Origin of the sequence: Pengzhenrongella sicca, from assembly GCF_017569225.1 — a bacterium.
Lineage (GTDB): Bacteria > Actinomycetota > Actinomycetes > Actinomycetales > Cellulomonadaceae > Pengzhenrongella > Pengzhenrongella sicca.
Genome location: NZ_CP071868.1, coordinates 612,145 through 634,970, shown reverse-complemented (window position 1 = coordinate 634,970; position 22,826 = coordinate 612,145). Strand labels below are relative to the sequence as shown.

The window sequence follows — 22,826 nt, the reverse complement described above, 5'->3', positions numbered from 1 at the left end:
GTTGAGCAAAACCCGTCGCCCACCACCGACGGATCGCCCGCCGAGGCCCGGGAACGCGTCAACCGGCGGCGATGACCGCCCGCTCCGCTGCCTCGACCACGTTGGCGAGCAGCATCGCGCGCGTCATCGGCCCCACGCCGCCCGGGTTCGGCGAGAGCCAGCCCGCGACCTCGGCGACGCGCGGGTCGACGTCGCCGACGAGGGTGGTCGAGCCGGTCCCGGGGCTCACGACGCGCGTCACGCCGACGTCGAGCACGATCGCGCCCGGCTTGACCAGGTCGGCGGTGATGATCCCGGGCACGCCGGCGGCGGCGACGATGATGTCGGCGTGCCGGGTGTGCTCGGCCAGGTCGTGCGTGCCCGTGTGGGTGAGCGTGACCGTGGCGTTGAACTCGCGCCGCGTGAGCAGCAGCCCGATCGTGCGGCCCACCGTCGTGCCGCGCCCGACGACGACGACGTCCTGGCCGGCAAGCGAGATGCCGTGCCGCACCAGCAGCTCCAGGATGCCGCGCGGCGTGCACGGCAGCGGAGAGTCGATCGGCCCGTTGACCCGCAGCACGAGGCGGCCGAGGTTGGTCGGGTGCAGGCCGTCGGCGTCCTTGGCGGGGTCGACGAGCTCGAGCACGCGGTTCGTGTCGATCCCGGCAGGCAGCGGCAGCTGCACGATGAACCCCGTGCAGGCCGGGTCGGCGTTCAGGCGCGCGACGGCGGCCTCGATGTCGGCCTGCGACGCGGTCGCGGGCAGGTCCTCGCGCAGCGACGCGATCCCGACCTCGGCGCAGTCGCGGTGCTTGCCGCGCACGTACGCCTGGCTGCCCGGGTCGGCGCCGACGAGCACGGTCCCGAGGCCGGGCACGACGCCGCGGGCCGCGAGCGCCGCGACCCGCTCGGTCAGCTCGCCCTTGATCGCGCGCGCGGTCGCGGCGCCGTCGAGCACGCTCGCCCGGTGCGACCCCGGATCGCTCACTGCTGCAGGCCGGGATAGAGCGGGAACGCGCCGGTGAGCTTCGCGACGCGCGCGCGCAGCGCCTCGATGTCGGCGCCCTGGCCGGCGGTGAGCGCCGCGGCGATGATCTCGGCCACCTCGGCGAACTCGACGTCGCCGAACCCGCGCGTGGCGAGCGCGGGCGTGCCGATCCGCAGGCCGGACGTGACGCGCGGGGGGCGCGGGTCGAACGGGACCGCGTTGCGGTTGACCGTGATGCCGGCCGAGTGCAGGAGGTCCTCGGCCTGCTGGCCGTCGAGCTGGGACCGGCGCAGGTCGACGAGCACGAGGTGCACGTCGGTGCCGCCCGTGAGCACCGAGACGCCCGCAGCGGCGAGGTCGGGGGCCGACAGGCGCTCGGCGATGATCCGCGCGCCGTCGATCGTGCGCTGCTGGCGCTCGCGGAACGCGCCGGTCGCGGCGACCTTGAACGAGACCGCCTTGGCCGCGATCACATGCATGAGCGGGCCGCCCTGCTGGCCGGGGAAGACGGCCGAGTCGATCTTCCGCGCGAGCTCGGCCTTCGACAGGATGAAGCCCGAGCGCGGGCCGCCGATCGTCTTGTGCACGGTCGAGGAGACCACGTCGGAGTACGGCACGGGGCTCGGGTGCAGCCCGGCGGCGACGAGGCCGGCGAAGTGCGCCATGTCGACCCAAAGCTTCGCGCCGACCTCGTCGGCGATCGAGCGGAACGCCGCGAAGTCGAGGTGCCGCGGGTACGCGGACCAGCCGCCGATGATGACGTCGGGGCGGGTCGCGAGCGCCTGCTCGCGCACCTTGTCCATGTCGATGAGGAAGGTGTCGGGGTCGACGCCGTAGGCCGCGACCTCGTACAGCTTGCCCGAGAAGTTGATCTTCATGCCGTGCGTGAGGTGGCCGCCGTGCGCGAGCTCGAGGCCGAGGATCTTGTCGCCGGGCTTGATCAGGGCGTGCAGCACGGCCGCGTTCGCCGTCGCGCCCGAGTGCGGCTGGACGTTCGCGTGCTCGGCGCCGAACAGCGCCTTGGCCCGGTCGATCGCGAGGGTCTCGGCGACGTCGACGTACTCGCAGCCGCCGTAGTAGCGCTTGCCGGGGTAGCCCTCGGCGTACTTGTTCGTCAGCACCGAGCCCTGCGCCTGCAGGACGGCGCGCGGCACGAAGTTCTCGCTCGCGATCATCTCGAGGGTGTCGCGCTGGCGCGTGAGCTCGTTCTCGAGCACCGCGGCGATCTCGGGGTCCAGCTCGGCCAGGGTCTGGTCGAGGACGTTCTCGTTCTCGGAGCTCATGGTTCTCCTCAGCGCTGGGGGCGAGCGGCGGCGATCCCGGGTTCGGTCCGGGCACCACCCGCCATCACGGGGTGACCGGGGGCCCAGGCGTACGACCCGAAGTCTGCTGCTGCTGCGTCGCTCCCCGGTGGTGACCCACCCGCGCCAGTTACGACGGGGACAGCCTAGCAACGGGCGTCGCGCCGTCGTCCAGCCCGCCGTCGTCCGGCCCGTCGTCGCCGTCGGCCACCTCGTCGCCGTCGCCGTCGCCGAGGATGCGGCGCAGGTAGGCGTAGGTCAGGTCGCCGGCGGTGCGGTCGTACTGGTGCTCGTAGCCGTTCTTCGCGTACAGCGCGAGGTTCTGCACCGAGTCCTTGCCGGTGAAGACCCAGACCTCCTCGATGCCCTCGGGCATGTGCGGCAGGATCGCGAACAGGAGCTGGGTGCCGATGCCCTTGCCCTGCAGGTCGGGCGCGACCGCGAGCCGGCCCAGCGTGGCCTTCTTGTCCTCGAACACGACCCGGATCGAGCCGACGAGCCGGTGCCCCGAGCGCGCGCCGAGGGTCAGGACGCCCTCGACCTTGAGGTCGGCGCGCAGCTCGGACAGGGTCTGGGTCAGCGGCGGGATGTTGGGGTCGCCGTACAGCTGAGCCTCGGTCACGAACGCGGCTCGGCGGAGCGTCAGCAGCTCCCCGGCCTCCTCATCGGTGACGACCTGGATGGTGACGTCGGGTGTGCTCATGTGTCCATCGTCTCAGCCCCACGGGGGCCCGACTACCCTCGGGTCTCGTGTCCCACGTTTCGGTACCCGCCGTCCCTCCTGTTGCCGCCGCCGCCGCGACGCCGCCCGGGCCGATCGCTCCCGGTTTGACCCACTGGGTCCTGATCCTGTCCTGCCCCGACCGGCCCGGCATCGTGCTCGCCGTCGCGGGCCTGCTCGCCGAGCACGGCGGGAACATCACGGAGTCGCAGCAGTTCGGGGACCCGCTCTCGGGCCTGTTCTTCATGCGCGTGCAGGTCGAGACGACGGTGGTGCGCGCCGAGCTCGAGCCCGCCCTCGCGGAGCTCGGCACCCGGTTCGCCATGACGTGGAGCCTCGACGTCGTCGGCCGGCCCGTGCGCACGCTCGTCATGGGCTCGACCGCCGAGCACTGCCTCAACGACCTGGCGTTCCGCCAGCGCTCGGAGGGCCTGCCGATCGACATCGTCGCGGTGGTGTCCAACCACACCGTGCTCGCCGAGCTCGCGGCGTTCTACGGCATCGGGTTCCACCACGTGCCCGTCACGCGCCCGACCCGCGCCGACGCCGAGGCGCGGCTGCTCGCGCTCGTCACCGAGCTCGACGTCGAGCTCGTCGTGCTCGGCCGGTACATGCAGATCCTCTCGGACGACCTGTGCCGCGCGCTGGCCGGCCGCGCGATCAACATCCACCACTCGTTCCTGCCGAGCTTCAAGGGCGCGCGACCGTACGCCCAGGCGCACGAGCGCGGCGTCAAGCTCATCGGCGCGACCGCCCACTACGTCACCGCCGAGCTCGACGAGGGCCCGATCATCGAGCAGGACGTCGAGCGCGTCGACCACACCCGGCATGTCGACGACCTGATGCGCCTAGGTCAGGACGTCGAGCGCCGCGCCCTGGCCCGCGCCGTGCGCTGGCACGCCGAGCACCGCGTGCTGCTCAACGGCCACCGCACGATCGTCTTCCGCTAGGAAGCCCTACCAGGGCCACCACGAGTGGCGGTGCGACTCCTTCTCGACGAGCACGGCGACTGTGCGCGCCGGGACGGTGACCTCACCCGTCGCCTCGTCCCACGTCGTCGTGCGGACGACGCCGTCACTCCCGCGCGCCTGTACGCGGGACAGGTCGAGGTCGTGGCCCGCGAGCGCCGGGACGCGCTGCGTCGTCGGCCCGTCGCTCGCGTTGATGACGGTGAGGACCCCGTCAAGCCGGCGGTCGACGTCCCGGCCCGCCGTGTCGTCGATCCGCATGACGACGACGCCCGGGTCCGCGTCCGGCCCGCTGCCCGGGAACGAGACCTTCTGCTCGATGAGCCCGGCGCTGCCGAGGCGGAACAGCGGCGTGGAGAACCGCAGCCGCAGCAGGTCCTCGGCGGCCGCGGACGCGGCGCCGATGTCCGTGGCGGCCGGCTTGAGCGCCGGGTTCGCGAGCAGCGGCCCCTGGATCGGCCACTTCGCCTCGTTGTCCGGCGCCGGCGGCAGGCCGCGGCCGAAGCCGTTGTCCTGGCCGGTGAAGTCCAGCGCGTTGAACCAGTCGCCGGAGTTATAGCTGTTGCGGTCCAGCGACTTGCTCCGCAGCAGGTCGGCGCCCGCGTGCCAGAACGACGGCGTCTGCGCGAGCGCAGTCGTCGCGAGCGAGACCGTGTTCATCCGAACCCGGTCCGCCATCGACGTGGCGACCGGGAGCTTGTACGTCAGCGAGTCGAACAGGGTCTCGTTGTCGTGCGCGTCGACGTAGGTGATGACCTCCTCGGGCGAGTCGGCGTACCCGGCCGGCTGGCCGTTGTAGTCGATCTCCGCGCCCGTGCTGATCGCGCCGTCGGCCGTCTGGAACGAGAACCCGCGCAGGTTGCCGGCCAGCCCGAGGCGCACGAGGTCGCCGTCGTGCTGGACGCGCGCGAGCTGCTCGGCCTCGGTGCCGTTCGCCGCGACGCCGTTCGCGTCGGTGTACCCGCCGCTGCCGAAGCCCTGGATGCGCGGGTCCTCGTCGAACGGGCCACCGCCGCGCACGCCGTCGCGCAGGCGGTCGCTGAAGGTGCCGATGCCCGTCCCTCCGAGCTGGCCCTGCGTGGCCTGCGTGAACAGCGCGTTGTCCGCGACCTCGCCGAAGTTCCAGCCCTCGCCGTACAGGTACACGGCCTTGCCGTTCACGCCGTCGCGCCGGACCGTGAGCTCGTCGAGCGCCGACCGCACCGCGAGCATCGTGGCGACCGAGTGGTGCCCCATGAGGTCGAACCGGAAGCCGTCCACCTTGTAGTCGCGGGCCCAGAGCACGACGGAGTCGACCATGAGCTTCTCGGCCATCGCGTGCTCGGTCGCCACGTTCTGGCAGCACGTCGAGGTCTCGACGGCCCCGGCGGCGTTGAGCCGGTGGTAGTACCCCGGCACGACGCGGTCGAGGATCGACTTCGGGTCCTGCCCGCTCGCCGCGGTGTGGTTGAACACCTGGTCGAGCACGACCTGGAGCCCGTCCGCGTGCAGCGCGCCGACCATGGTGCGGAACTCGGCGATGCGCGCCCCGCCCTCGGGGTTGACCGCGTACGAGCCCTCCGGCGTGGAGAAGTGCAGCGGGTCGTAGCCCCAGTTGAAGCCGTCGGTGTCGGCGACCGCCGCGACGGCGGCCTGCTGCTCGGTCGAGTCCGGCGCGTACGACGCGAGGTCGCCCGCGGGCACCGCCTGCGCGGCGCGGTCCTCCTCGATCGTCGCGATGTCGAACGTCGGCAGCAGGTGCACCGTCGTCAGGCCCGCGTCGGCGAGCTCGCGCAGGTGCGCCCGGCCCGACCCGTTCGCGGCGAACGCCCCGTAGGTGCCCCGCAGCTGGGCCGGGACGGTCTGGTCGTTGATCGAGAAGTCCCGCACGTGCAGCTCGTAGATGGTCTGGTCGACCGGCCGGACCACTGGCTGCTTCGCGCGCTCCCAGGACCGCGGCCGGAAGGCCCGGTCGGCGAGGTCGACGAGCACCGAGTGCGTCGAGTTCGTGGTCAGGGCGACCGAGTACGGGTCGGTGACCTGGTTGACCTCGACCGCGTCGGTCGTGGGCGCGTACACCGTGACCTCGTACCGGTAGGCGTCGCCCGCCCACGACCTCGCCCCGCGCACGGTCCACGAGCCGTCGGCGCGCCGCGTCATCGGCACCCGCTGCGGCTCGGCCGCGACGTCGCCGGGCCAGCGCAGCAGGGTCACCTGCTGGGCCGTCGGCGCCCACAGCGCGAGCCTGGGTCGGCCGCCGCGCCACGTCGCGCCCAGGCGGGCGTCGGCGGCGTCGGCGGCGAACAGGTCGTCGACGACGCCGGGGATCTGCACCCCGGTGATCGCCTGCGCGGCTCCCGTCGACGCGGTGCCGTCCGGGCCGTACTGGGCGACGAGCAGCTCGCCCGTCAGCAGCGCCTCGACCGCGGCGCGGTCCGCGCTCGGGACCGTCAGCGCGACGGAGCCCTCGAGCGCGGGGAACCGGGCCAGCTGCGCGGCGGTGAGCCCCGCGGGGTCGAGCGCGAGGTCGAGCGAGGTGCCGCCGACGACGGCGCCGTCCGTCACCTCGAGCGACCCGTCGGGCGCCGAGTGCAGCGTCCACGACAGGGTCGTGGGATCGGTCGCGGCGGGGATCCACGCCGCGGGCCAGGCGATCGTGCCCGCGTCGATCCACTGCGCGCGCGCCTCGCCGAGCCCGGGCAGCTGCGGCTGCGCCGAATCGATCGTCAGCAGGTGCGTCGCCAGGTCGTAGCTGAACGTGATCGGCTCGCCCGTCGTCGCGCTGTAGGCGATGTTGGCGCCGTTGAGGACGCCGTCGGCGCCGTAGTTCTCGTCCCAGCCGAGGTTGTGCGCGACCTTCACCTCGTAGCTGCCGGTCGGGATCGTGTCGGTCGTGAAGGTGGCCACGCCGTCGCCGTCCGGGTCCTGCAGCCACGCCGCGAGGCAGTCCGGCTGCCAGTCGCCCGGGCAGCCGAGCTCGCTCTGCGCGCTGCCGGGCAGCGTGAGGATCGGGCCCTGCGAGGTCGACGTGAAGTAGTGCGTCACGGGGTCGTAGAAGAACGTGATCGGGCCGCCGGCGTGGGTGAAGGTCACGTTGTCGCCGCCCGCGACGCCACCGGCGCCGTAGTTGACGTCCCAGCTGCCGTCGATCGCGATCTTGTACTGGTAGGTGCCGGCGGGCAGGTCGAACGCGCCGGACCACGCGCCGTCGGCCCGCTTGGCGAGCTGGGCGCTCTCGCACAGCGGCATCCAGTCGCTCGCGCAGCCCAGCTCGGAGTTGAAGTCGCCCGCGACGGTCACGGTCGTCGGGCCCTCGTCCACGGGTGGGACCGGGACGACGCCGTCGACGGCGATCCCGACGCTCGCGTAGGTCGAGGCCGCCGCCTTGTTGCCGGCCGCGTCGACCGCGACCGCCCGGTACTCGAGGAGCGTGCCCGGGGCGAGGTCGGTGACGTCGTGGAAGACCCGCGGGTCGCCGGTCTCTGCCGTGCCGAGCGGCGTCCAGTCGGTGCCGCCCACGGCGCGGTAGGAGAAGCTGGTCTGCTGCCAGACGTTCTCGTCCACGTCGGCCGAGATCGGCGCGACGCCGTCGACGGCGGCGCCGGCCGTCGGGGCGGCGATCGTCAGTGGCCCGGCGGCGGCGGGCGCCGCGACCGGGGCGTCCGCGACGAGCACGACCGCGTCGAGCGCCGGCACGGTGAGCGTGACCTGGCCCGCGGCGTCGGCAGTCACCGGGGCGGCGTCGCCGTAGAGCACGGCGTACGTCGCGCCCGGGGTGAGGGTCGTGAGCGTGAGCTCGCGCGCGGCGTCGGAGTTGTTGAGCGCGACGAGGTGCTCGACGCGCTCGGTCGGGTCGACGCGGGAGAACGCGTACGCCGAGGCATCCGCGAACCGCTCGATCTGCGCGCCTTCGGACAGCGCGGGGGTGGACTCGCGCAGTGCGGCGAGCTCGGCGATGTGCGCGTACAGCGGGGCGGCGGGGTCGAACCGGTCGACCGAGCCGGCGGTCTCGCCGGTCAGCAGCGCCTGGTTCACGAACTCGGGCACCTGGCTCGCGAACAGCGACTGGCGGGCGTCCTTGTCCTTGCCGCCGAGGTCGCCGTCCCCGACGAAGCCCTGCTCGTCGCCGTAGTACACGACGGGCTGGCCGCGCGTGAGGTACATCAGGGAGTGCGCAAGCTCGGACCGCGCGAGCGGACTGCTCGCGCTCTTGACCAGGTACCCGATCCGGCCCATGTCGTGGTTGCCGAGGAAGGTCGGCATCGCGGTCGCGCTCGAGTCGGGGGTCGTGTAGAGGTCGTCGCTCGCGAACAGCTTCGACAGGCCCTCGCCCGAGAAGCCCTGGGCGAAGCCGGTCGCGCCGGCCTGGAACGCGAAGTCGAGCGTCGCGCTCATGTCGGTCTTTCGGACGTACGGGCTGGTCTTGGTCGCGTCGGCGTCGTAGACCTCGCCGAACATGAAGAAGTCGGGCTTGCCCGCGGCGTGCGCGTAGTCGAGGACCTGGGTGGTCCACTGCTGCCAGAACTCGAGGTTGACGTGCTTGACGGTGTCGATCCGGAAGCCGTCGATGCCCAGGTCGATCCACTGGTCGTAGACGTCGACGAAGCCGTTGACGACGGTCGGGTGCTCGGTCATGAGGTCGTCCAGGCCGTCGAAGTCGCCGTAGGTGACCGACTCCCCCGCCCAGGTCGAGTTGCCGCGGTTGTGGTAAAGCGTCGGGTCGTTGAGCCAGGCGGGCACCTTGATCGTCGTGTCGGCGGCGGGGATGGTCGGGGTGTACGGGAACGACGACGCCGCGTCGAGCTCCGGGAAGGTGTCGGTGCCCGCGTAGGTGGCCGGGTCGAAGGCGGTGCCGGCGGCGTCGCGGTACGGCGAGGTCGCCTGGTCGACGTAGTCGTAGGTGCCCTCGGTGTAGTCGATGACGTCCGCGGTGTGGTTGGTGATGATGTCGAAGTAGACCTTGATGCCGCGCGCGTGCGCGTCCGCGATGAGGGCCTCGAGCTCGGCGTTCGTGCCCAGGTGCGGGTCGATCCGGGTGAAGTCGGTGATCCAGTACCCGTGGTAGCCGGCGGACGCGTTCGCGCCGGTGCCCTGGACGGGCCGGTTCGTGAACGACGGCGTGAGCCAGATCGCCGTCGTGCCCAGGCCCTCGATGTAGTCGAGGTTGGCCGCGAGCCCGGCGAGGTCGCCGCCGTTGTAGAAGCCCTTGTTCGTGGGGTCGTAGCCCGTGGTCAGCGCGTCGCCGGTCAGCCCGCCCGAGTCGTTCGTCGGGTCGCCGTTCGCGAACCGGTCGGTCATGACGAAGTAGAACTGCTCGTCCGAGCCGGGCTGGCGCACCGGCTCGGCGACGAGCGCGTCGTCGGCGGGCGTGTAGCCGCCCGTGAGCTCGACCGGGGCGACCGCGATGCGGTGCGTGCCGTCGTCGAAGGTGAACCGCAGGGTCGTCGCGCTGGCGAGCACGAGCGGGGCGTTGTCGGCGCCGCCGCCGGCGCCGTAGGCCTCGTCCCAGGTGTCGTTGACCGCGACCTTGTACTCGTAGGTGCCGGCCGGGACCTCGAACTCCGCGGCGTACCGGCCCTCGACGCCCGTGGCGGCGAGCTCGGTCGCCGCGCACTCGGGTTGCCAGTCGGCCGAGCAGCCGAGCTCGGACTGGAGCGAGCCGACGAGGGCGAAGGTCCGGTCGCCGTCGGCGGCGCTCGCGCTCGGGGGCGCGGCGAGCGCGGCGCCGGCGAGGCCGACGGCGAGGGCGCTGGCCATCGCGATCGAGGCACGCCAGGAGAGGGTTCGCGGGGCGGCAGCTGCGGTCATCGTCGACTCCTTGTTCCCGCACATCAATGTGCGGGCGGTGGGCGGGGTGAGCCGACAGTAACGCGTTGCCGCAAGTTACAGCAAGCGTTTCTCACCCGCGTTTTCACCCTACCGGCTGTGCCCCCGCTGCGCGCGCCCTGTGCCCCGCCCACCCCCGCCCTCGCCCCCACCCCCGCCCCCGCCCTCGCCCGGTTTTCAGAGGTATCGGTGCAGAATCCGAACCGATACCTCTGAAAACCGGGTGGTGGGTGGGTCGGGCAGGGGTTAGCCGCGGAGCTCGCGGAGGCGGTCGGCGCAGTCCGTGGGTTCCGGGTCGAGCTCGACGAGCTTGTCCCGGCCCTTGACCCCGGAGACCAGGCGCACGTCGCGGCGGCGCGCACCGAACGCGTCCGCGACCGCGGCCAGCGCGGCCTCGGTCGCCTCGCCGTCGACGGGGCGCGCGTTCACCGCGACCACGAGCCGCTCGCCGTGCAGCCCGCCGACCTTCGCGCGCGACGACCCCGGCTTGACCCTGATCGCGATCCGCATGCGCCCACCCCGTTCCCGTCGGGCTGGACGCTACCCGCTCACCCCCTTCGCCGAGTGCGACGTTGCGGCGGGTGCCAGCGCCTGGGGCAGCGCGGCGGGGCGCACAACGTCGCACTCGGCGGGGCACCGTTCGCCGAGTGCGACGGTGTCGCGGACGCCAGCGCCTGGGCGGGCGCACAACGTCGCACTCGGCGGAGCGCAGTTCGCCGAGTGCGACGTTGTGCGCGCTGCTAGTGGGGCCTAGAGCAGGCCGAGCTTCGAGACCGCGTCGCGCTCGTCGATCAGCTCGGCGACGGAGGCGTCAATGCGGTCCCGCGAGAAAGCGTCGATCTCCAGGTCCGGGACGATCTGCCAGTGGCCGCCCGTCGACGTGACCGGGAACGACGAGATCAGCCCCGCGGGCACGCCGTAGGAGCCGTCGGAGACGATCGCAGCCGACGTCCAGTCCCCCTCGGGCGTGCCGTTGACCCAGGAGTGGACGTGATCGATCGCGGCGTTCGCCGCCGAGGCCGCCGACGACGCACCTCGGGCATCGATGATCGCCGCGCCGCGCTTGGCCACGGTCGGGATGAAGTCGGACTCCAGCCAGTCCTGGTCGGCGACGACCTCGACCGCGGGCCGCCCGGCGATCTCCGCGTGGAAGATGTCCGGGTACTGGGTCGCGGAGTGGTTGCCCCAGATCGTCAGCCGGCGGACGTCGCTCAGGTCCGCGCCGGCCTTCTTGGCGAGCTGGTGCAGCGCGCGGTTGTGGTCGAGCCGCGTCATCGCGCTGAACCGCTCGGCCGGCACGTCGGGGGCGTGCGCGGCGGCGACGAGCGCGTTGGTGTTGGCCGGGTTGCCGACCACCAGCACGCGGATGTCGTCAGCCGCGCCGGCGTTGATCGCCGCCCCCTGCGGCGCGAAGATGCCGCCGTTCGCGGTGAGCAGGTCGCTGCGCTCCATGCCGGCGGTCCGGGGGCGCGCGCCGACGAGCAGGGCCACGTTCGCGCCGTCGAACCCGTCGGTCGGGTTGTCGAAGATGTCGATCCCGGCGAGCAGCCCGAAGGCGCAGTCATCGAGCTCCATCGCGATGCCGACCGCGGCCTTGACCCCCTGCGGGATCTCGAGCAGGCGCAGCTTGACCGGCGTGTCCGGGCCGAGCAGCTGGCCCGACGCGATCCGGAACAGCAGGGCGTAGCCGATCTGGCCGGCCGCGCCGGTGACGGTGACGTTGACGGGGGTGGTGCTAGCCATCACAGAACTCCTTTGATCTGGACGCGCATCAGGAACCGGGTCAGGACAGACGCGCGGCTAGGTTCTCGTCGAGGCAGGCGAGGAACGCCTCGGTGGTCTGCCACGCCTGGTCGGGCCCGACGAGCAGGGCCAGGTCCTTCGTCATCTTCCCGGACTCGACGGTCTTGATGACGACGTCCTCGAGGGTCTCGGCGAAGGCCGTCACCTCGGGCGTGCCGTCGAGCAGGCCGCGGTGCTTGAGCCCGCCGGTCCACGCGAAGATCGAGGCGATCGGGTTGGTCGACGTCGGCTTGCCGGCCTGGTGCTGGCGGTAGTGCCGCGTCACCGTGCCGTGCGCCGCCTCCGCCTCGACGCATCGGCCGTCCGGCGTCATCAGGACCGAGGTCATCAGGCCGAGGGAGCCGAAGCCCTGCGCGACGGTGTCGGACTGGACGTCGCCGTCGTAGTTCTTGCAGGCCCAGACGTAGCCGCCCTCCCACTTCATCGCGGAGGCGACCATGTCGTCGATCAGGCGGTGCTCGTAGGTCAGGCCGGCCGCATCGAAGTCAGCCTTGAAGTCGGCCGCGAAGACCTCGGCGAAGATGTCCTTGAACGCGCCGTCGTACGCCTTGAGGATCGTGTTCTTGGTCGACAGGTACACGGGGTAGCCGCGCTGCAGGCCGTACGCGAACGACGCGCGCGCGAAGTCGCGGATCGAGTCGTTGAAGTTGTACATCCCCATGGCGACGCCGCCGCCGGCCGGGTACGTCACGACCTCCTGCTGGATCGGCGCGGAGCCGTCCGTCGGGGTGAACGTCAGGGTCAGGGTCCCGGCGCCGGGCACCTTGAAGTTCGTGGCCCGGTACTGGTCGCCGAACGCGTGCCGGCCGATGATGATCGGCTTGTTCCAGCCCGGCACGAGCCGCGGGATGTTGGAGATGATGATCGGCTCGCGGAAGACGACACCGCCGAGGATGTTACGGATCGTGCCGTTGGGCGAGACCCACATCTTCTTCAGCCCGAACTCCTCGACGCGCGCCTCGTCCGGCGTGATCGTGGCGCACTTGACCCCGACGCCGTGCTCCTTGATCGCGTGCGCGGCGTCGACCGTGACCTGGTCGTCGGTCGCGTCGCGGTTCTCGATCGACAGGTCGAAGTAGCGCAGGTCGATCTCGAGGTACGGGTGGATCAGCCGATCCTTGATGAAGTGCCAGATGATCCGCGTCATCTCGTCGCCGTCGAGCTCGACGACCGGTCCGACTACCTTGATCTTGGCCATCCGGCGATCTCCTGTGGTCTGAAGTGTGGTTCTGGGCACCGAAGAGGAGATTACTCGACATCGAGAGATTCTGGCCCGTCATCGGGCCACGGATCTCGCTGGAGCCCGTCCGCGCCAAGCCCGGAGCACAGTGACATGCTGGGCTGACGTACAGCGGACGTCCAGGTGGAACCGGCATGCTCACCGGGGCGCCGCCGGCGTCCGACTCACCAAGGACAGGACGATCATGTCGAAGGACACCTCTGACCTCAGCTCGACCACGGGACGGGTAACTGCCGCCTCGCCGGACGTGCCCACGCCACCGGTGAGCGATGCCACGCCCGTCCCGGCCGCCGACGTCCTGGTGGTGACCGGCGACGTCGTGCTCGTCGCCGCGCCGCCCGCCCTGCTCGCGCGCCTCGGCGCCGAGGCGATCGGCTCGTTCGTGCTCGTGCTCGTCGGCCTCGGCGTCGCGCTCTACACGACGCTCTCGGGAGCCGGCACGCTCGGCGTCGCGTTGGCGTTCGGCCTCGCGCTGACCGCGGGCATGCTCGCGTTCGGGCACGTCTCGGGCGGCCACTTCAACCCGGCCATCAGCCTCGGCTCCGCGATCGTGGGCCGGCTCACGTGGCGCGACCTCGTGCCGTACTGGCTCGCGCAGCTCGTCGGCGCGGCGCTCGCCGCGGCCGCGCTGTACCTGACGATCCCGACGGCGCTGCCGACCCTGGTCGCCTCGGGTACGGAGACGACGACGCAGCAGTTCTTCGCCTCGACCGCCAGCGGGTTCGACGCCCACTCGCCGCTCTCGCTGCTGTCGACCGGCCAGGTCACGTTCGGCCTGCTCCCCGCGCTGCTCATCGAGGTCATCGCCGTCGCGGTGCTCGTCGGCATCTTCCTGGCGGTCACCAGCCACCGCGCCCAGCGGTCCCTCGCGCCGTTCGCGGTCGGGTTCAGCTACGCGGTCCTGCTGCTCGTCGCCGCCCCCATCAGCAACGGCGCGCTCAACCCCGCACGGGCGAGCGCCGCGGCGCTGTTCTCCGGCAGCGGCGCGCTCGGCCAGCTGTGGGTCTTCTGGGTCGCGCCCCTGGTCGGGGCGCTCATCGCCGGGCTCGCCTACCGCGCGTTCGCGTCGGAGCCGACCGACGATCTCGCCGACGACTTCGCCGACGAGGACGAGGTCGAGCTGGACCAGGTCACCGCCTGAGCCGTTCGGCCCGCACGACCGCACCACGCACCACCCGAACCGCCCGTCGCCACCCGGCGACGGGCGGTTCGTGCGTGGCTCTAGCGAACCGGGATGACCTGGGACAGGAAGCCGACGCCGACCGCGAGCAGCAGCAGGACCGCGACGTCGAGCACGCGCGAGCGCACGGTGAACGCGACCGGCCCGGGCGACGGCAGCACGGCGCGCGCCAGCCCGGCGCACGCGAGCCCGATTGCGAGCACGAGGCCCCCGGTCGCCACGCCGACGGTCAGCACGAGCGCCAGCGAGATCCCCAGCCCGGTACACGTCCACCACAGCGACGGGGTGCGGCCGGCCGCGAGCGAGGCGCGCGCGGTCGCGCGCACGTCGAGCTCCGGCTCGGGTTCGCGCACGGGCTCGCGAGCGGGCTCCGCCACCGCCTCGCGCACCGGCTCGCGCGCGGGCTCGCGCGCTGACTCGCGCGCGGGCTCGCGGTGCGCCGCGGTGCTCGCCGCGGCGAGCCCCGTCGTCAGGTCCTGCTGCATGGATCGGCCTCCTGCATGCCAGGCTACCGTTGCGCCGTGCCCGTCCCACCGGAACCCGACCGCCCCGACGCGGGCGTGCCGCGGCTCCCACCCCGCTCGATCGTCGTGGTCGGCGCCGGGCTCGCCGGGGCGCAGTCCGTCGCGGCGCTGCGCGCGCTCGGGTTCGACGGCCACCTCACGCTCCTCGGCAGCGAGGGCCTCGCGCCGTACGACCGCCCGCCGCTGTCGAAGCAGCTGCTCGAGCGCGCCGAGCCCGCCTGGCTGACCGGCGAGCTCGGCGTCGACGTGCTCGCGCTCGCCGACGACGTCCGCCTCGCCTCCCCCGCGACCGGCCTCGCCGTCGGCGCCGCCGGCGTCCGGATCACCACCGCCGACGCCGAGTTCCCGGCCGACGCCGTCATCCTCGCCACCGGGTCGCACGCGATCGCGCCGCCCGGCTGGACGGGCGCGGTCACGCTGCACACCGCGGCCGACGCTGACGCGCTGCGGGCCCGGCTGCACCCGGGCGCGCGGCTCGTCGTCGTCGGCGCGGGCTGGATCGGCGCCGAGGTCGCGGGGGTCGCCGCCGCCGCGGGGGTCGACGTGACCGTCGTCGAGGCGGCGGACGCCCCGCTCGCCGCCGCGCTCGGCGCCGCGGGCGCGCTCACCGCCGGCTGGTACGCGGCCGCCGGCGTGCGGCTGCTCACGGGCAGCCCGGCCGCGCAGGTCCGGGCCGACGGCGTGCGCCTCGCGGACGGCCGCTGGTGCCCGGCCGACGTCGTGCTCGCGGCGATCGGCGCGCGCCCGGCGACCGGCTGGCTCGCGGGCGCGGTGCCGATCGACCCCGACGGCGCGATCCGGGTCGACGCGCGGTACGCCGTCGTCGGCGGGCCGGCACATGTGCGCGCGGTCGGCGACCTCGCCCGGCGCCGGTCGGCGCGGCACGGCTGGGTGCCCGGCGGCCACTGGGACGGCGCGCTGCGCGGCCCGGCCGTCGCGGCGGCTGCGCTGCTCGCGCGCGCGCCGACCGCCGATGCCACGTCGGCCGTCACCGCCACGGTCGCCGAACTGGCCGCCGACCCGGCGCCCTACGTCTTCTCGACGCAGCTCGGGCACGACCTGACCCTGTACGGATCCCGCGGCGACGCCGACGAGCTCGTGCTGCGCGGCGACCCGGCCGGCCCGGACGGCTGGACGGCCCTGTGGTTCGCCGGCGGGACGCCGGCACGCGACCCGGCGAGCGGCCCGCGCGAGCTCACGGCGGTCCTCACGGTCGACCGGCCGCGCGACGCGGGGGCCGCGCGGCGCCTGTACGCCGGCGCCGCGCTCCCCCGCCTCGACCCGCGGCTTGCCGCCGACCCGTCTCGCCCGCTGCGCTCCGCCGTCGCCGACTGACGCCGCAGCCTGGGCTGGCGCGCGCCGCCGGGAGGGCTGACGCGCGCCTCGGCCGGCGGCGTTCCTCAGTGGGCGAAGTGCCGGGTGCCCGTCAGGTACAGCGTCGCGCCGGCGGCCTCGGCCGCGGCGATCACCTCGGCGTCGCGCACTGACCCGCCGGGCTGCACGACGGCGCGGACCCCCGCGTCGAGCAGCACCTGCAGCCCGTCGGCGAACGGGAAGAACGCGTCCGACGCCGCGACCGAGCCGCGCGCGCGCCCGTCGTCGCCGGTCCCGGCGCGCTCGACCGCGAGCTTGCACGAGTCGACCCGGTTGACCTGCCCCATGCCGACGCCGACGGACGCGCCGCCGGAGGCCAGGAGGATCGCGTTCGACTTCACGGCCCGCACGGCGCGCCAGGCGAACGCGAGGTCGGCGAGGGTCGCCGCGTCGGCGGGCGCGCCCGCGACGAGCTGCCACGCGGCCGGGTCGTCGCCGGGGGCGTCGATCCGGTCGGCCTGCTGCATGAGCAGCCCGCCGCTGATCGCCCGGATCTCGGCCGCGGCGCGCGGCGCGGCGGCCACGACGAGCAGGCGGATGTTCTTCTTGGCCGTCAGGATCTCGATGGCGGCGGGCTCGAAGCCCGGCGCGACCACGACCTCCGTGAACACGGGCGCGACCTGCGCGGCCATCGCCGCGGTCACGATCTCGTTGGCCGCGATCACGCCGCCGAACGCGGACAGCGGGTCGCACGCGTGGGCGCGGGCGTGCGCCTGCGCGATGTCGGCCCCGACGGCGATGCCGCACGGGTTCGCGTGCTTGATGATGGCCACGGCCGGGCCGGTGTGGTCGTGCGCGGCGCGCCACGCGGCGTCGGCGTCGACGTAGTTGTTGTAGCTCATCTCCTTGCCGTGCAGCTGGGTCGCCTGCGCGAGCCCGATCGTGCCGTCGCCCTGGGCGTAGAGCGCCGCGGCCTGGTGCGGGTTCTCGCCGTAGCGCAGCACCGCGGCGCGTTCCCAGGTCGCGCCGGCCCAGGACGGCAGCGGCGAGGCGACCGGGGCGCCGGCGTCGGCGTCGGCGTCGGGATCAGTACCAGCCGCGACGGGCGCGAGCACGTTCGTGAACCAGCTCGCGACCGCGACGTCGTAGGTGGCCGTGTGCACGAACGCGGCCGCGGCGAGCGCGCGTCGCTCGGCGAGCGTGAAGCCGCCGTCGGCCCCGCCGGCGGCCGCCGCGACGACCGCCGGGTACTGCGCCGGCTCGACGACGACGGCGACGCTCGGGTGGTTCTTCGCGGCGGCCCGGACCATCGACGGCCCGCCGATGTCGATCTGCTCGACGCACTCGTCCGGCGTCGCTCCCGAGGCGACGGTCGCGGTGAACGGGTAGAGGTTGACGACCACGAGCTCGAACGCCGCGATGCCGAGGTCGGCGAGCTGCGCGAGGTGCTCGGGCCGGCGGGTGTCGGCCAGGATGCCGGCGTGCACGCGCGGGTGCAGCGTCTTGACCCGCCCGTCGAGGCACTCGGGGAAGCCCGTCAGCTCCTCGACCGCGGTCACCGGGATGCCGGCGGCGGCGATCGTCTTGGCGGTCGACCCGGTCGAGACGAGCTCGACGCCCGCGGCGTGCAGCGCCGTGGCGAGCCCGACGAGGCCCGTCTTGTCGTACACGCTCACGAGCGCGCGGCGCAGCGGGCGACGCGTCGAGTCGGCGGTGGCGTCGACGCCGGTGGTGGATTCAGCAGGCGTGGTGCGGGGTGCGGTGGACATGTGTCTCCCGGGTCGGCATGGCCTGTGCGCGCGGCACAGTGATGGACCCAGGCACCCAGGCGAACGGCGCTCCGGCGGACTGCTGCGGCCGCTCCCCGGTGGTTGCATCCACCTCAGGTACGCCAGTCACGGCCGAGGCCAGGATATCCGACGTCAGCCGACGACGGCGCGGCGCCCCTCGATCGTCAGCGTCCCCCGGGCGATGCGCCCCACCCAGTCGACGAGCATCGCGCGCTCGGCGACCTTGATCCGCTCGTGCAGGCTGGCCTCGTCGTCGTCGGCCTCGATCGCGACGGCCACCTGGGCGATGATCGGCCCGGTGTCGACGCCGGCGTCGACGAGGTGCAGCGTCGCGCCGGTCACCGCGACCCCGTGCGCGAGGGCGTCCCGGACCCCGTGCGCGCCCGGGAAGGAGGGCAGCAGCGCGGGGTGGGTGTTGAGCACGCGCGCGGGGAACCGGTCGAGAAAGGTCGGGCCGAGGATCCGCATGAAGCCGGCCGAGACCACGAGCTCGGGCCGGAACACCGCGACGGCCTCCGCCAGGCCGCGGTCCCAGCCGGGCCGGTCCGCGAAGTCCGCGGGCGCGACGACGGCGGTCGGCACGCGCGCGGCCCGCGCGAGCGCGAGGGCGCCGGCGCCGGGCCGGTCGCTGACCACCGCGACGACGCGGGCGCCGTACGCGGCGTCGTCGTGGGCGGCGAGCAGCGCTGCCAAGTTGCTCCCGGCGCCCGAGACGAGCACGACGACCCGGTGCGCCGCGCTCGTGCGGACCCGGGCACCGTTCGGCGTCGTCGACCCTGCGGCGCGGGGACCGGGCGCTGTGCTCACGGCGACGACCTTAGCCCGCGGGCTAGCGCTGGGGCCTCGGTGGGGAAGAATGGGCGCGCGCGGCCACCCGCCCGCGCAGCCAGCCCAGCGGCGACCGTGCCGCGGACGATCGGAGGCGACCGATGGGCAATCCGTACGCTCCGCCGTCGGGCAACGCGCCGCGGCCGCCCGCCCCGGCGCCGCGCCCGCCGGCGCCGCCGCCCCACCCGGTCCCCACCCCGCCCGGGCCCGGCGGTCAGCCGCCGGTGCTCCCCGACCCGATGCGGCGGGCCGGCCCGCCGAAGCCGGTCGACCCCGAGGTCACGCGCGCCGCGGGCCAGCAGATCGCGATCTTCAGCCTGCTGCTGCTCGGCGCGGTGATCGCGAACGCGCTGCCGCTGCCGTGGCAGGCGGCGTCGCTCGGGTTCGTGCTCGCGGCGCTGGTCGTCGGCGTCCGGGCGCTGATCTTCGTGTGGCGGGCCGGGATCCGCGGCGTCCTCATCCCGACGCTGTCGATCGGGCTCTCGTTCACCGCGCTGCTCGCGGTGTCGATGAGCAGCATGCTGCTGCTGTGGCCCGTCCAGGTCGAGCGGCAGGAGTGCCTGCAGGACGCGCTGACGATCGCCGCGACGCAGAGCTGCGAGGCCGACTACCAGCAGGCGCTCGAGGACCGGCTGCTGGAGCTGACCGGCACGACGACGCGCGACTGACCGGCGGCTCACCGGCGAGACCGGACCGCCGTGGCCCGGTCGGGCGCTCTGTCAGCGCCCGCGCACACCGTGCCGGCCGGCCCGGACCCGGCGCCAGCAGCCGCGCACGGCGGCCCGCACCTCGGGGCTCAGCGGCAGCACGACGGCCGCGAGCCCGATCGCGGTCCCGCCCGCGACCGCGAGTCCGACGAGCAGGCCGGACCCGCCGACCTCGGTCATCCGCCCGGGGCCGGCCGACCCGCTCGAGAGCGCGACGATCGTGCCCGCGAGCACTGCGGCCACGACCGCCGCGACGGCGACGGCCAGCAGCGCGTGCCACCAGGCGCCTCGCGGCAGCCGCGCGTGCAGCCACCACCCGGCGACGGCGCCAACCAGCACGAGCACGGCCGGGAGCCACTCGAGCGCCGCGGTCGACCCGCCCGGCTGCGGCAGGACGCCGAGCAGCGGGAGCGCGGGCAGCGGCCCGGCGACGATCGCGCCGGCCGCGAAGTGCGAGCCGGCCCCGATCACGAACCCGGGCCCGGCGAGGTAGGCGAGCGCCCACCCGACCAGGTCGGGCACGAAGGCGACCTGCCCGACCGCCAGGACGGTCCCGCCGATGACGTCGAGGTCCAGGCTCTCGCCCACCTCCGTGACGCTCCCGTGGCCCACGACGATCCAGCAGAGCACGACGACGACGGCGCCGATCACGAGCAGCGCGGCGGCGAGCACCCCGGCGGCGATCCCGGCGCGCGCGGCCCCCGGCACGCGGATCCACAGCGGCCGGCTGAGGTCGCGCAGCAGGGGCGCCTCGGGGCGCGCGAGCAGCCCGGCGCCGAGCCCGAGCGCCGCGATGACGGCGGCGCCCGCGATCGCGCGGACGACCCCGGCCGCGCCCGGGGCCACCATGAGGGCGACGGCGAGCACCACGGAGAGGTACCCGCCGAGGGCGGCCGCATAGCCCGACCAGGCCGCGTAGCCGGAGCGCCGCGCGCAGGCGTGGCAGGCGTACCCGGCGAGCAGCGTGATCCCGAGCGGGATGAGCGTGACCTGCACGCCGCCCGCGGCCAGGGGCACGCCGTGGCCGAGGAGCCAGATCCCGGCGCCGACACCGATGGACCGGAGCCACCCGACCTCGGCGTTCGACGGGTCGGCGGAGGTCGCGACGTAGGCCGCGAGGGTCGGCGCGACCACGACGGCGAACGACAGGAGCGCCGCCTGCAGGCCGGCGGCGAGACCGGCCGCCCAGCGCGGCGCGCCGTCGACCGATCCCCCGAGCGAGCGCGGCGCGCCGTCGTCGGTGGTCACGAGGCGTCGCCCGAGCTGGGCCAGCCGCTCGGACGCCGGCGTCCTGCCGGCGTCCGTCGCGCTGCTGCCCGTGCTCTGACTGCCCGTCCAGCGGCTGCCCGTGCTGCTCGTGTCCGCCCGGCTGGTGTCCGTCTTGCTGCTCACGACCCCATCGTCCCCGGTCGAGGCGCCGGCCCGGCCCCCGCCGCGCCGACCGGCTAGGTCAGGAGCGCCCGGATGAGGTTCGCGGCCTCGGACGGCGTCTTGCCGACCTTGACGCCGGCGGCCTCGAGGGCCTCCTTCTTGGCCTGCGCGGTGCCCGACGAGCCGGACACGATCGCGCCCGCGTGGCCCATCGTCTTGCCCTCGGGCGCGGTGAAGCCCGCGACGTAGCCGACAACGGGCTTCGTCACCGACTCGGCGATGTACGCGGCCGCGCGCTCCTCGGCGTCGCCGCCGATCTCGCCGATGAGGACGATCGCGGCGGTGTCGGGGTCGGCCTCGAACGCCGCGAGGGCGTCGATGTGCGTGGTCCCGATGATCGGGTCCCCGCCGATGCCGATCGCCGTCGAGAAGCCGATGTCCCGCAGCTCGTACATCATCTGGTAGGTCAGGGTGCCCGACTTGGAGACGAGCCCGATCTTGCCCGCGCCCGCGATGTCCGCCGGGATGATCCCGACGTTCGACTTGCCGGGGCTGATCAGCCCGGGGCAGTTCGGGCCGATGATGCGCACGCCCTTGGCCTGCGCGTAGGTGAAGAACTCGGCGGTGTCGGCGACCGGGACGCCCTCGGTGATGATCACGATCAGCGGGATGCCGGCGTCGACGGCCTCGATGACGGCGGCCTTGGTGAAGGCCGGCGGCACGAAGACGACGGACACGTCCGCCGACGTCGCGGCGATCGCCTCGACGACCGAGCCGTACACGGGCACCGAGACGGCGGCCGCGCCGTCGGCCGCGGGGAACTCGACCGAGGTGCCGGCCTTGCGCGGGTTCACGCCGCCGACCACCGCGGTCCCGGACGCGAGCATCCGGGCGGTGTGCTTGCTGCCCTCGGCGCCGGTCATGCCCTGGACGATGACCCGGGAGGCCTCAGTCAGGAAGATTGCCATCGTGGTAGCTCTCGTTTCTCAGAAGTTCTGTGCAGGATGCGGGCGGGGTCGGGCAGCTCACGCGTTGGCCAGCTCGGCGGCCTTCGCCGCGCCGCCGTCCATCGTGTCGGCCAGGGTGACCAGCGGGTGCGCCGCTGCGGCCAGGATCGCGCGCCCCTCGAGCACGTTGTTGCCGTCGAGCCGGACGACCAGCGGCTTGGTCGCGTGGTCGCCGAGCATCTCGAGCGCGGCCACGATGCCGCGCGCCACCTCGTCGCACGCGGTGATCCCGCCGAAGACGTTGACAAACACGGCCTTGACCTGCGGGTCCGACAGGATGATGTCGAGCCCGTTCGCCATCACCTCGGCCGACGCGCCGCCGCCGATGTCGAGGAAGTTGGCCGGCAGCACGCCGCCGAACGCCTCGCCTGCGTACGCCACGACGTCGAGCGTGCTCATGACGAGGCCTGCGCCGTTGCCGATGATCCCGACGGAGCCGTCGAGCTTGACGTAGTTGAGGCCCTTCTCCTTCGCGCGCGCCTCGAGCGGGTCGGCCGCGGCCGCGTCCTCGAGCGCCGCGTGGTCCGGGTGCCGGAAGCCGGCGTTCTCGTCGATCGTGATCTTGCCGTCGAGCGCCACGATCGCGCCGTCGGCCGTCCGCACGAGGGGGTTGACCTCGACCAGCGTCGCGTCCTCGCCCTGGTAGACGTCCCAGAGCTTCATGAACACCTCGGCGACCGGGCCGGCGACGTCGGGCGCGAAGCCCGCGGCGTCGGCTATCTGGGCCGCCTTGGCGGCGTCGATCCCGACGAGGGGGTCGACGGCGACCTTCGCGAGCGCGTCGGGGCGCTCGACCGCGAGCTGCTCGATGTCCATGCCGCCCTCGACGGAGGCCATCGCGAGGTAGCGGCGCTCGGACCGGTCGAGCAGGATCGAGAAGTAGTACTCCTCGGCGATCTGCGCGCCGGCCGCGACCATCACCTGGTGGACGGTGTGGCCCTTGATGTCCATGCCGAGGATCTCGCCGGCCTTCTCGGCCGCCTCGGCCGGGGAGTGCGCGAGCTTGACGCCGCCCGCCTTGCCGCGCCCGCCGGTCTTGACCTGCGCCTTGACGACGACGGTCCCCCCGCCGAGGTGCTCCGCGCCGGCGCGGGCCTGGTCAGCGGTGGTGGCGACGACGCCCCCGAGCACGGGCACACCGTGCTTGTCGAAGATGTCCCGTGCCTGGTACTCGAAGAGATCCACCCTGCTGCGTCCTTCCGTCGACGGCGGACGTGGGCCGCAGTGGCCGCATCGCCCGGACAGATCGTAGCGGGCGGCGGCCCAGATATCTTCACATCGACAGATTCGCCGCCGGCGG

17 protein-coding genes and 2 riboswitches are annotated in these 22,826 nt (G+C 73.8%); of the genes, 4 read left to right on the top strand and 13 right to left on the bottom strand.

The window, feature by feature from the left end:
• Window positions 1–58: 58 nt before the first annotated feature.
• The 3 genes from J4E96_RS02910 to J4E96_RS02900 form a co-directional block, all read right to left on the bottom strand.
• Window positions 59–967 carry a bifunctional methylenetetrahydrofolate dehydrogenase/methenyltetrahydrofolate cyclohydrolase gene (locus tag J4E96_RS02910; RefSeq protein ID WP_227424301.1) on the bottom strand — a complete coding sequence of 303 codons (909 nt, stop codon included), beginning with the start codon at window positions 965–967 and terminating at the stop codon, window positions 59–61.
• On the bottom strand, window positions 964–2,250 hold the full coding sequence (glyA, locus tag J4E96_RS02905; RefSeq protein ID WP_227424300.1) for a serine hydroxymethyltransferase: 1,287 nt from the start codon (window positions 2,248–2,250) through the stop codon (window positions 964–966). Before glyA ends, J4E96_RS02910 begins: the two co-directional genes overlap by 4 nt.
• Window positions 2,251–2,324: 74 nt before the next feature.
• A riboswitch (ZMP/ZTP riboswitch) is annotated at window positions 2,325–2,412 on the bottom strand.
• Window positions 2,399–2,971 carry a GNAT family N-acetyltransferase gene (locus tag J4E96_RS02900; RefSeq protein WP_227424299.1) on the bottom strand — a complete coding sequence of 191 codons (573 nt, stop codon included), beginning with the start codon at window positions 2,969–2,971 and terminating at the stop codon, window positions 2,399–2,401. (Overlaps the previous riboswitch by 14 nt.)
• 125 nt (window positions 2,972–3,096) lie before the next feature.
• Between J4E96_RS02900 and purU the strand changes: the two genes are divergently transcribed.
• Window positions 3,097–3,939 carry a formyltetrahydrofolate deformylase gene (gene purU / locus J4E96_RS02895; RefSeq protein WP_227425643.1) on the top strand — a complete coding sequence of 281 codons (843 nt, stop codon included), beginning with the start codon at window positions 3,097–3,099 and terminating at the stop codon, window positions 3,937–3,939.
• A gap of 6 nt (window positions 3,940–3,945) precedes the next feature.
• Here purU and pulA read toward each other — a convergent pair whose 3' ends face one another.
• From pulA to J4E96_RS02875, 4 genes are all read right to left on the bottom strand, one after another.
• Window positions 3,946–9,744: a pullulanase-type alpha-1,6-glucosidase gene (pulA, locus tag J4E96_RS02890; RefSeq protein WP_227424298.1), complete on the bottom strand. Its 5,799-nt coding sequence runs from the start codon at window positions 9,742–9,744 to the stop codon at window positions 3,946–3,948.
• Window positions 9,745–10,008: 264 nt separating this feature from the next.
• Window positions 10,009–10,272, bottom strand: a complete 264-nt coding sequence (locus tag J4E96_RS02885) for a DUF167 domain-containing protein (protein WP_227424297.1) — start codon at window positions 10,270–10,272, stop codon at window positions 10,009–10,011.
• Window positions 10,273–10,512: 240 nt separating this feature from the next.
• Complete coding sequence (locus tag J4E96_RS02880) at window positions 10,513–11,505, bottom strand: malate dehydrogenase (protein ID WP_227424296.1); 993 nt, start codon at window positions 11,503–11,505, stop codon at window positions 10,513–10,515.
• Between the two features lie 40 nt (window positions 11,506–11,545).
• Window positions 11,546–12,763, bottom strand: coding sequence for an NADP-dependent isocitrate dehydrogenase (locus tag J4E96_RS02875; protein ID WP_227424295.1), 1,218 nt, complete (start codon window positions 12,761–12,763; stop codon window positions 11,546–11,548).
• Window positions 12,764–12,989: 226 nt separating this feature from the next.
• Here J4E96_RS02875 and J4E96_RS02870 point away from each other — a divergent pair, with 226 nt between their 5' ends.
• Window positions 12,990–13,946 carry an MIP/aquaporin family protein gene (locus tag J4E96_RS02870; protein WP_227424294.1) on the top strand — a complete coding sequence of 319 codons (957 nt, stop codon included), beginning with the start codon at window positions 12,990–12,992 and terminating at the stop codon, window positions 13,944–13,946.
• Between the two features lie 80 nt (window positions 13,947–14,026).
• On the opposite strand, the gene J4E96_RS02865 is transcribed toward J4E96_RS02870, so the two are convergent.
• Window positions 14,027–14,470: a DUF3017 domain-containing protein gene (locus J4E96_RS02865; protein ID WP_227424293.1), complete on the bottom strand. Its 444-nt coding sequence runs from the start codon at window positions 14,468–14,470 to the stop codon at window positions 14,027–14,029.
• Between the two features lie 36 nt (window positions 14,471–14,506).
• Here J4E96_RS02865 and J4E96_RS02860 point away from each other — a divergent pair, with 36 nt between their 5' ends.
• Window positions 14,507–15,844 (top strand): FAD-dependent oxidoreductase, encoded by a 1,338-nt coding sequence (locus J4E96_RS02860; RefSeq protein ID WP_227424292.1) that lies wholly within the window; start codon window positions 14,507–14,509, stop codon window positions 15,842–15,844.
• 65 nt (window positions 15,845–15,909) lie between these two features.
• Here the strand turns inward: J4E96_RS02860 and purH are convergent, their stop codons facing one another.
• Both purH and purN read right to left on the bottom strand, forming a co-directional pair.
• Window positions 15,910–17,592 carry a bifunctional phosphoribosylaminoimidazolecarboxamide formyltransferase/IMP cyclohydrolase gene (gene purH, locus J4E96_RS02855; protein WP_227424291.1) on the bottom strand — a complete coding sequence of 561 codons (1,683 nt, stop codon included), beginning with the start codon at window positions 17,590–17,592 and terminating at the stop codon, window positions 15,910–15,912.
• A 46-nt stretch (window positions 17,593–17,638) separates the two neighbouring features.
• Window positions 17,639–17,732, bottom strand: a riboswitch (ZMP/ZTP riboswitch).
• Window positions 17,733–17,745: 13 nt separating this feature from the next.
• A complete protein-coding gene (purN, locus tag J4E96_RS02850) occupies window positions 17,746–18,420 on the bottom strand; it encodes a phosphoribosylglycinamide formyltransferase (protein WP_406620256.1) in 675 nt (224 codons plus the stop codon).
• A 122-nt stretch (window positions 18,421–18,542) separates the two neighbouring features.
• On the opposite strand from purN, the gene J4E96_RS02845 reads away from it, so the two are divergent.
• A complete protein-coding gene (locus J4E96_RS02845; RefSeq protein WP_227424290.1) occupies window positions 18,543–19,109 on the top strand; it encodes a hypothetical protein in 567 nt (188 codons plus the stop codon).
• Window positions 19,110–19,160: 51 nt separating this feature from the next.
• Here the strand turns inward: J4E96_RS02845 and J4E96_RS02840 are convergent, their stop codons facing one another.
• From J4E96_RS02840 to sucC, 3 genes are read right to left on the bottom strand one after another with little or no spacing between them, the layout of a single operon-like run.
• Entirely contained in the window at window positions 19,161–20,540 is a 1,380-nt protein-coding gene (locus tag J4E96_RS02840; protein WP_227424289.1) for a cell division protein PerM, read from the bottom strand.
• Window positions 20,541–20,593: 53 nt separating this feature from the next.
• Complete coding sequence (sucD, locus tag J4E96_RS02835) at window positions 20,594–21,487, bottom strand: succinate--CoA ligase subunit alpha (protein ID WP_227424288.1); 894 nt, start codon at window positions 21,485–21,487, stop codon at window positions 20,594–20,596.
• Window positions 21,488–21,544: 57 nt separating this feature from the next.
• On the bottom strand, window positions 21,545–22,711 hold the full coding sequence (gene sucC / locus J4E96_RS02830; protein WP_227424287.1) for an ADP-forming succinate--CoA ligase subunit beta: 1,167 nt from the start codon (window positions 22,709–22,711) through the stop codon (window positions 21,545–21,547).
• Window positions 22,712–22,826: the final 115 nt, after the last annotated feature.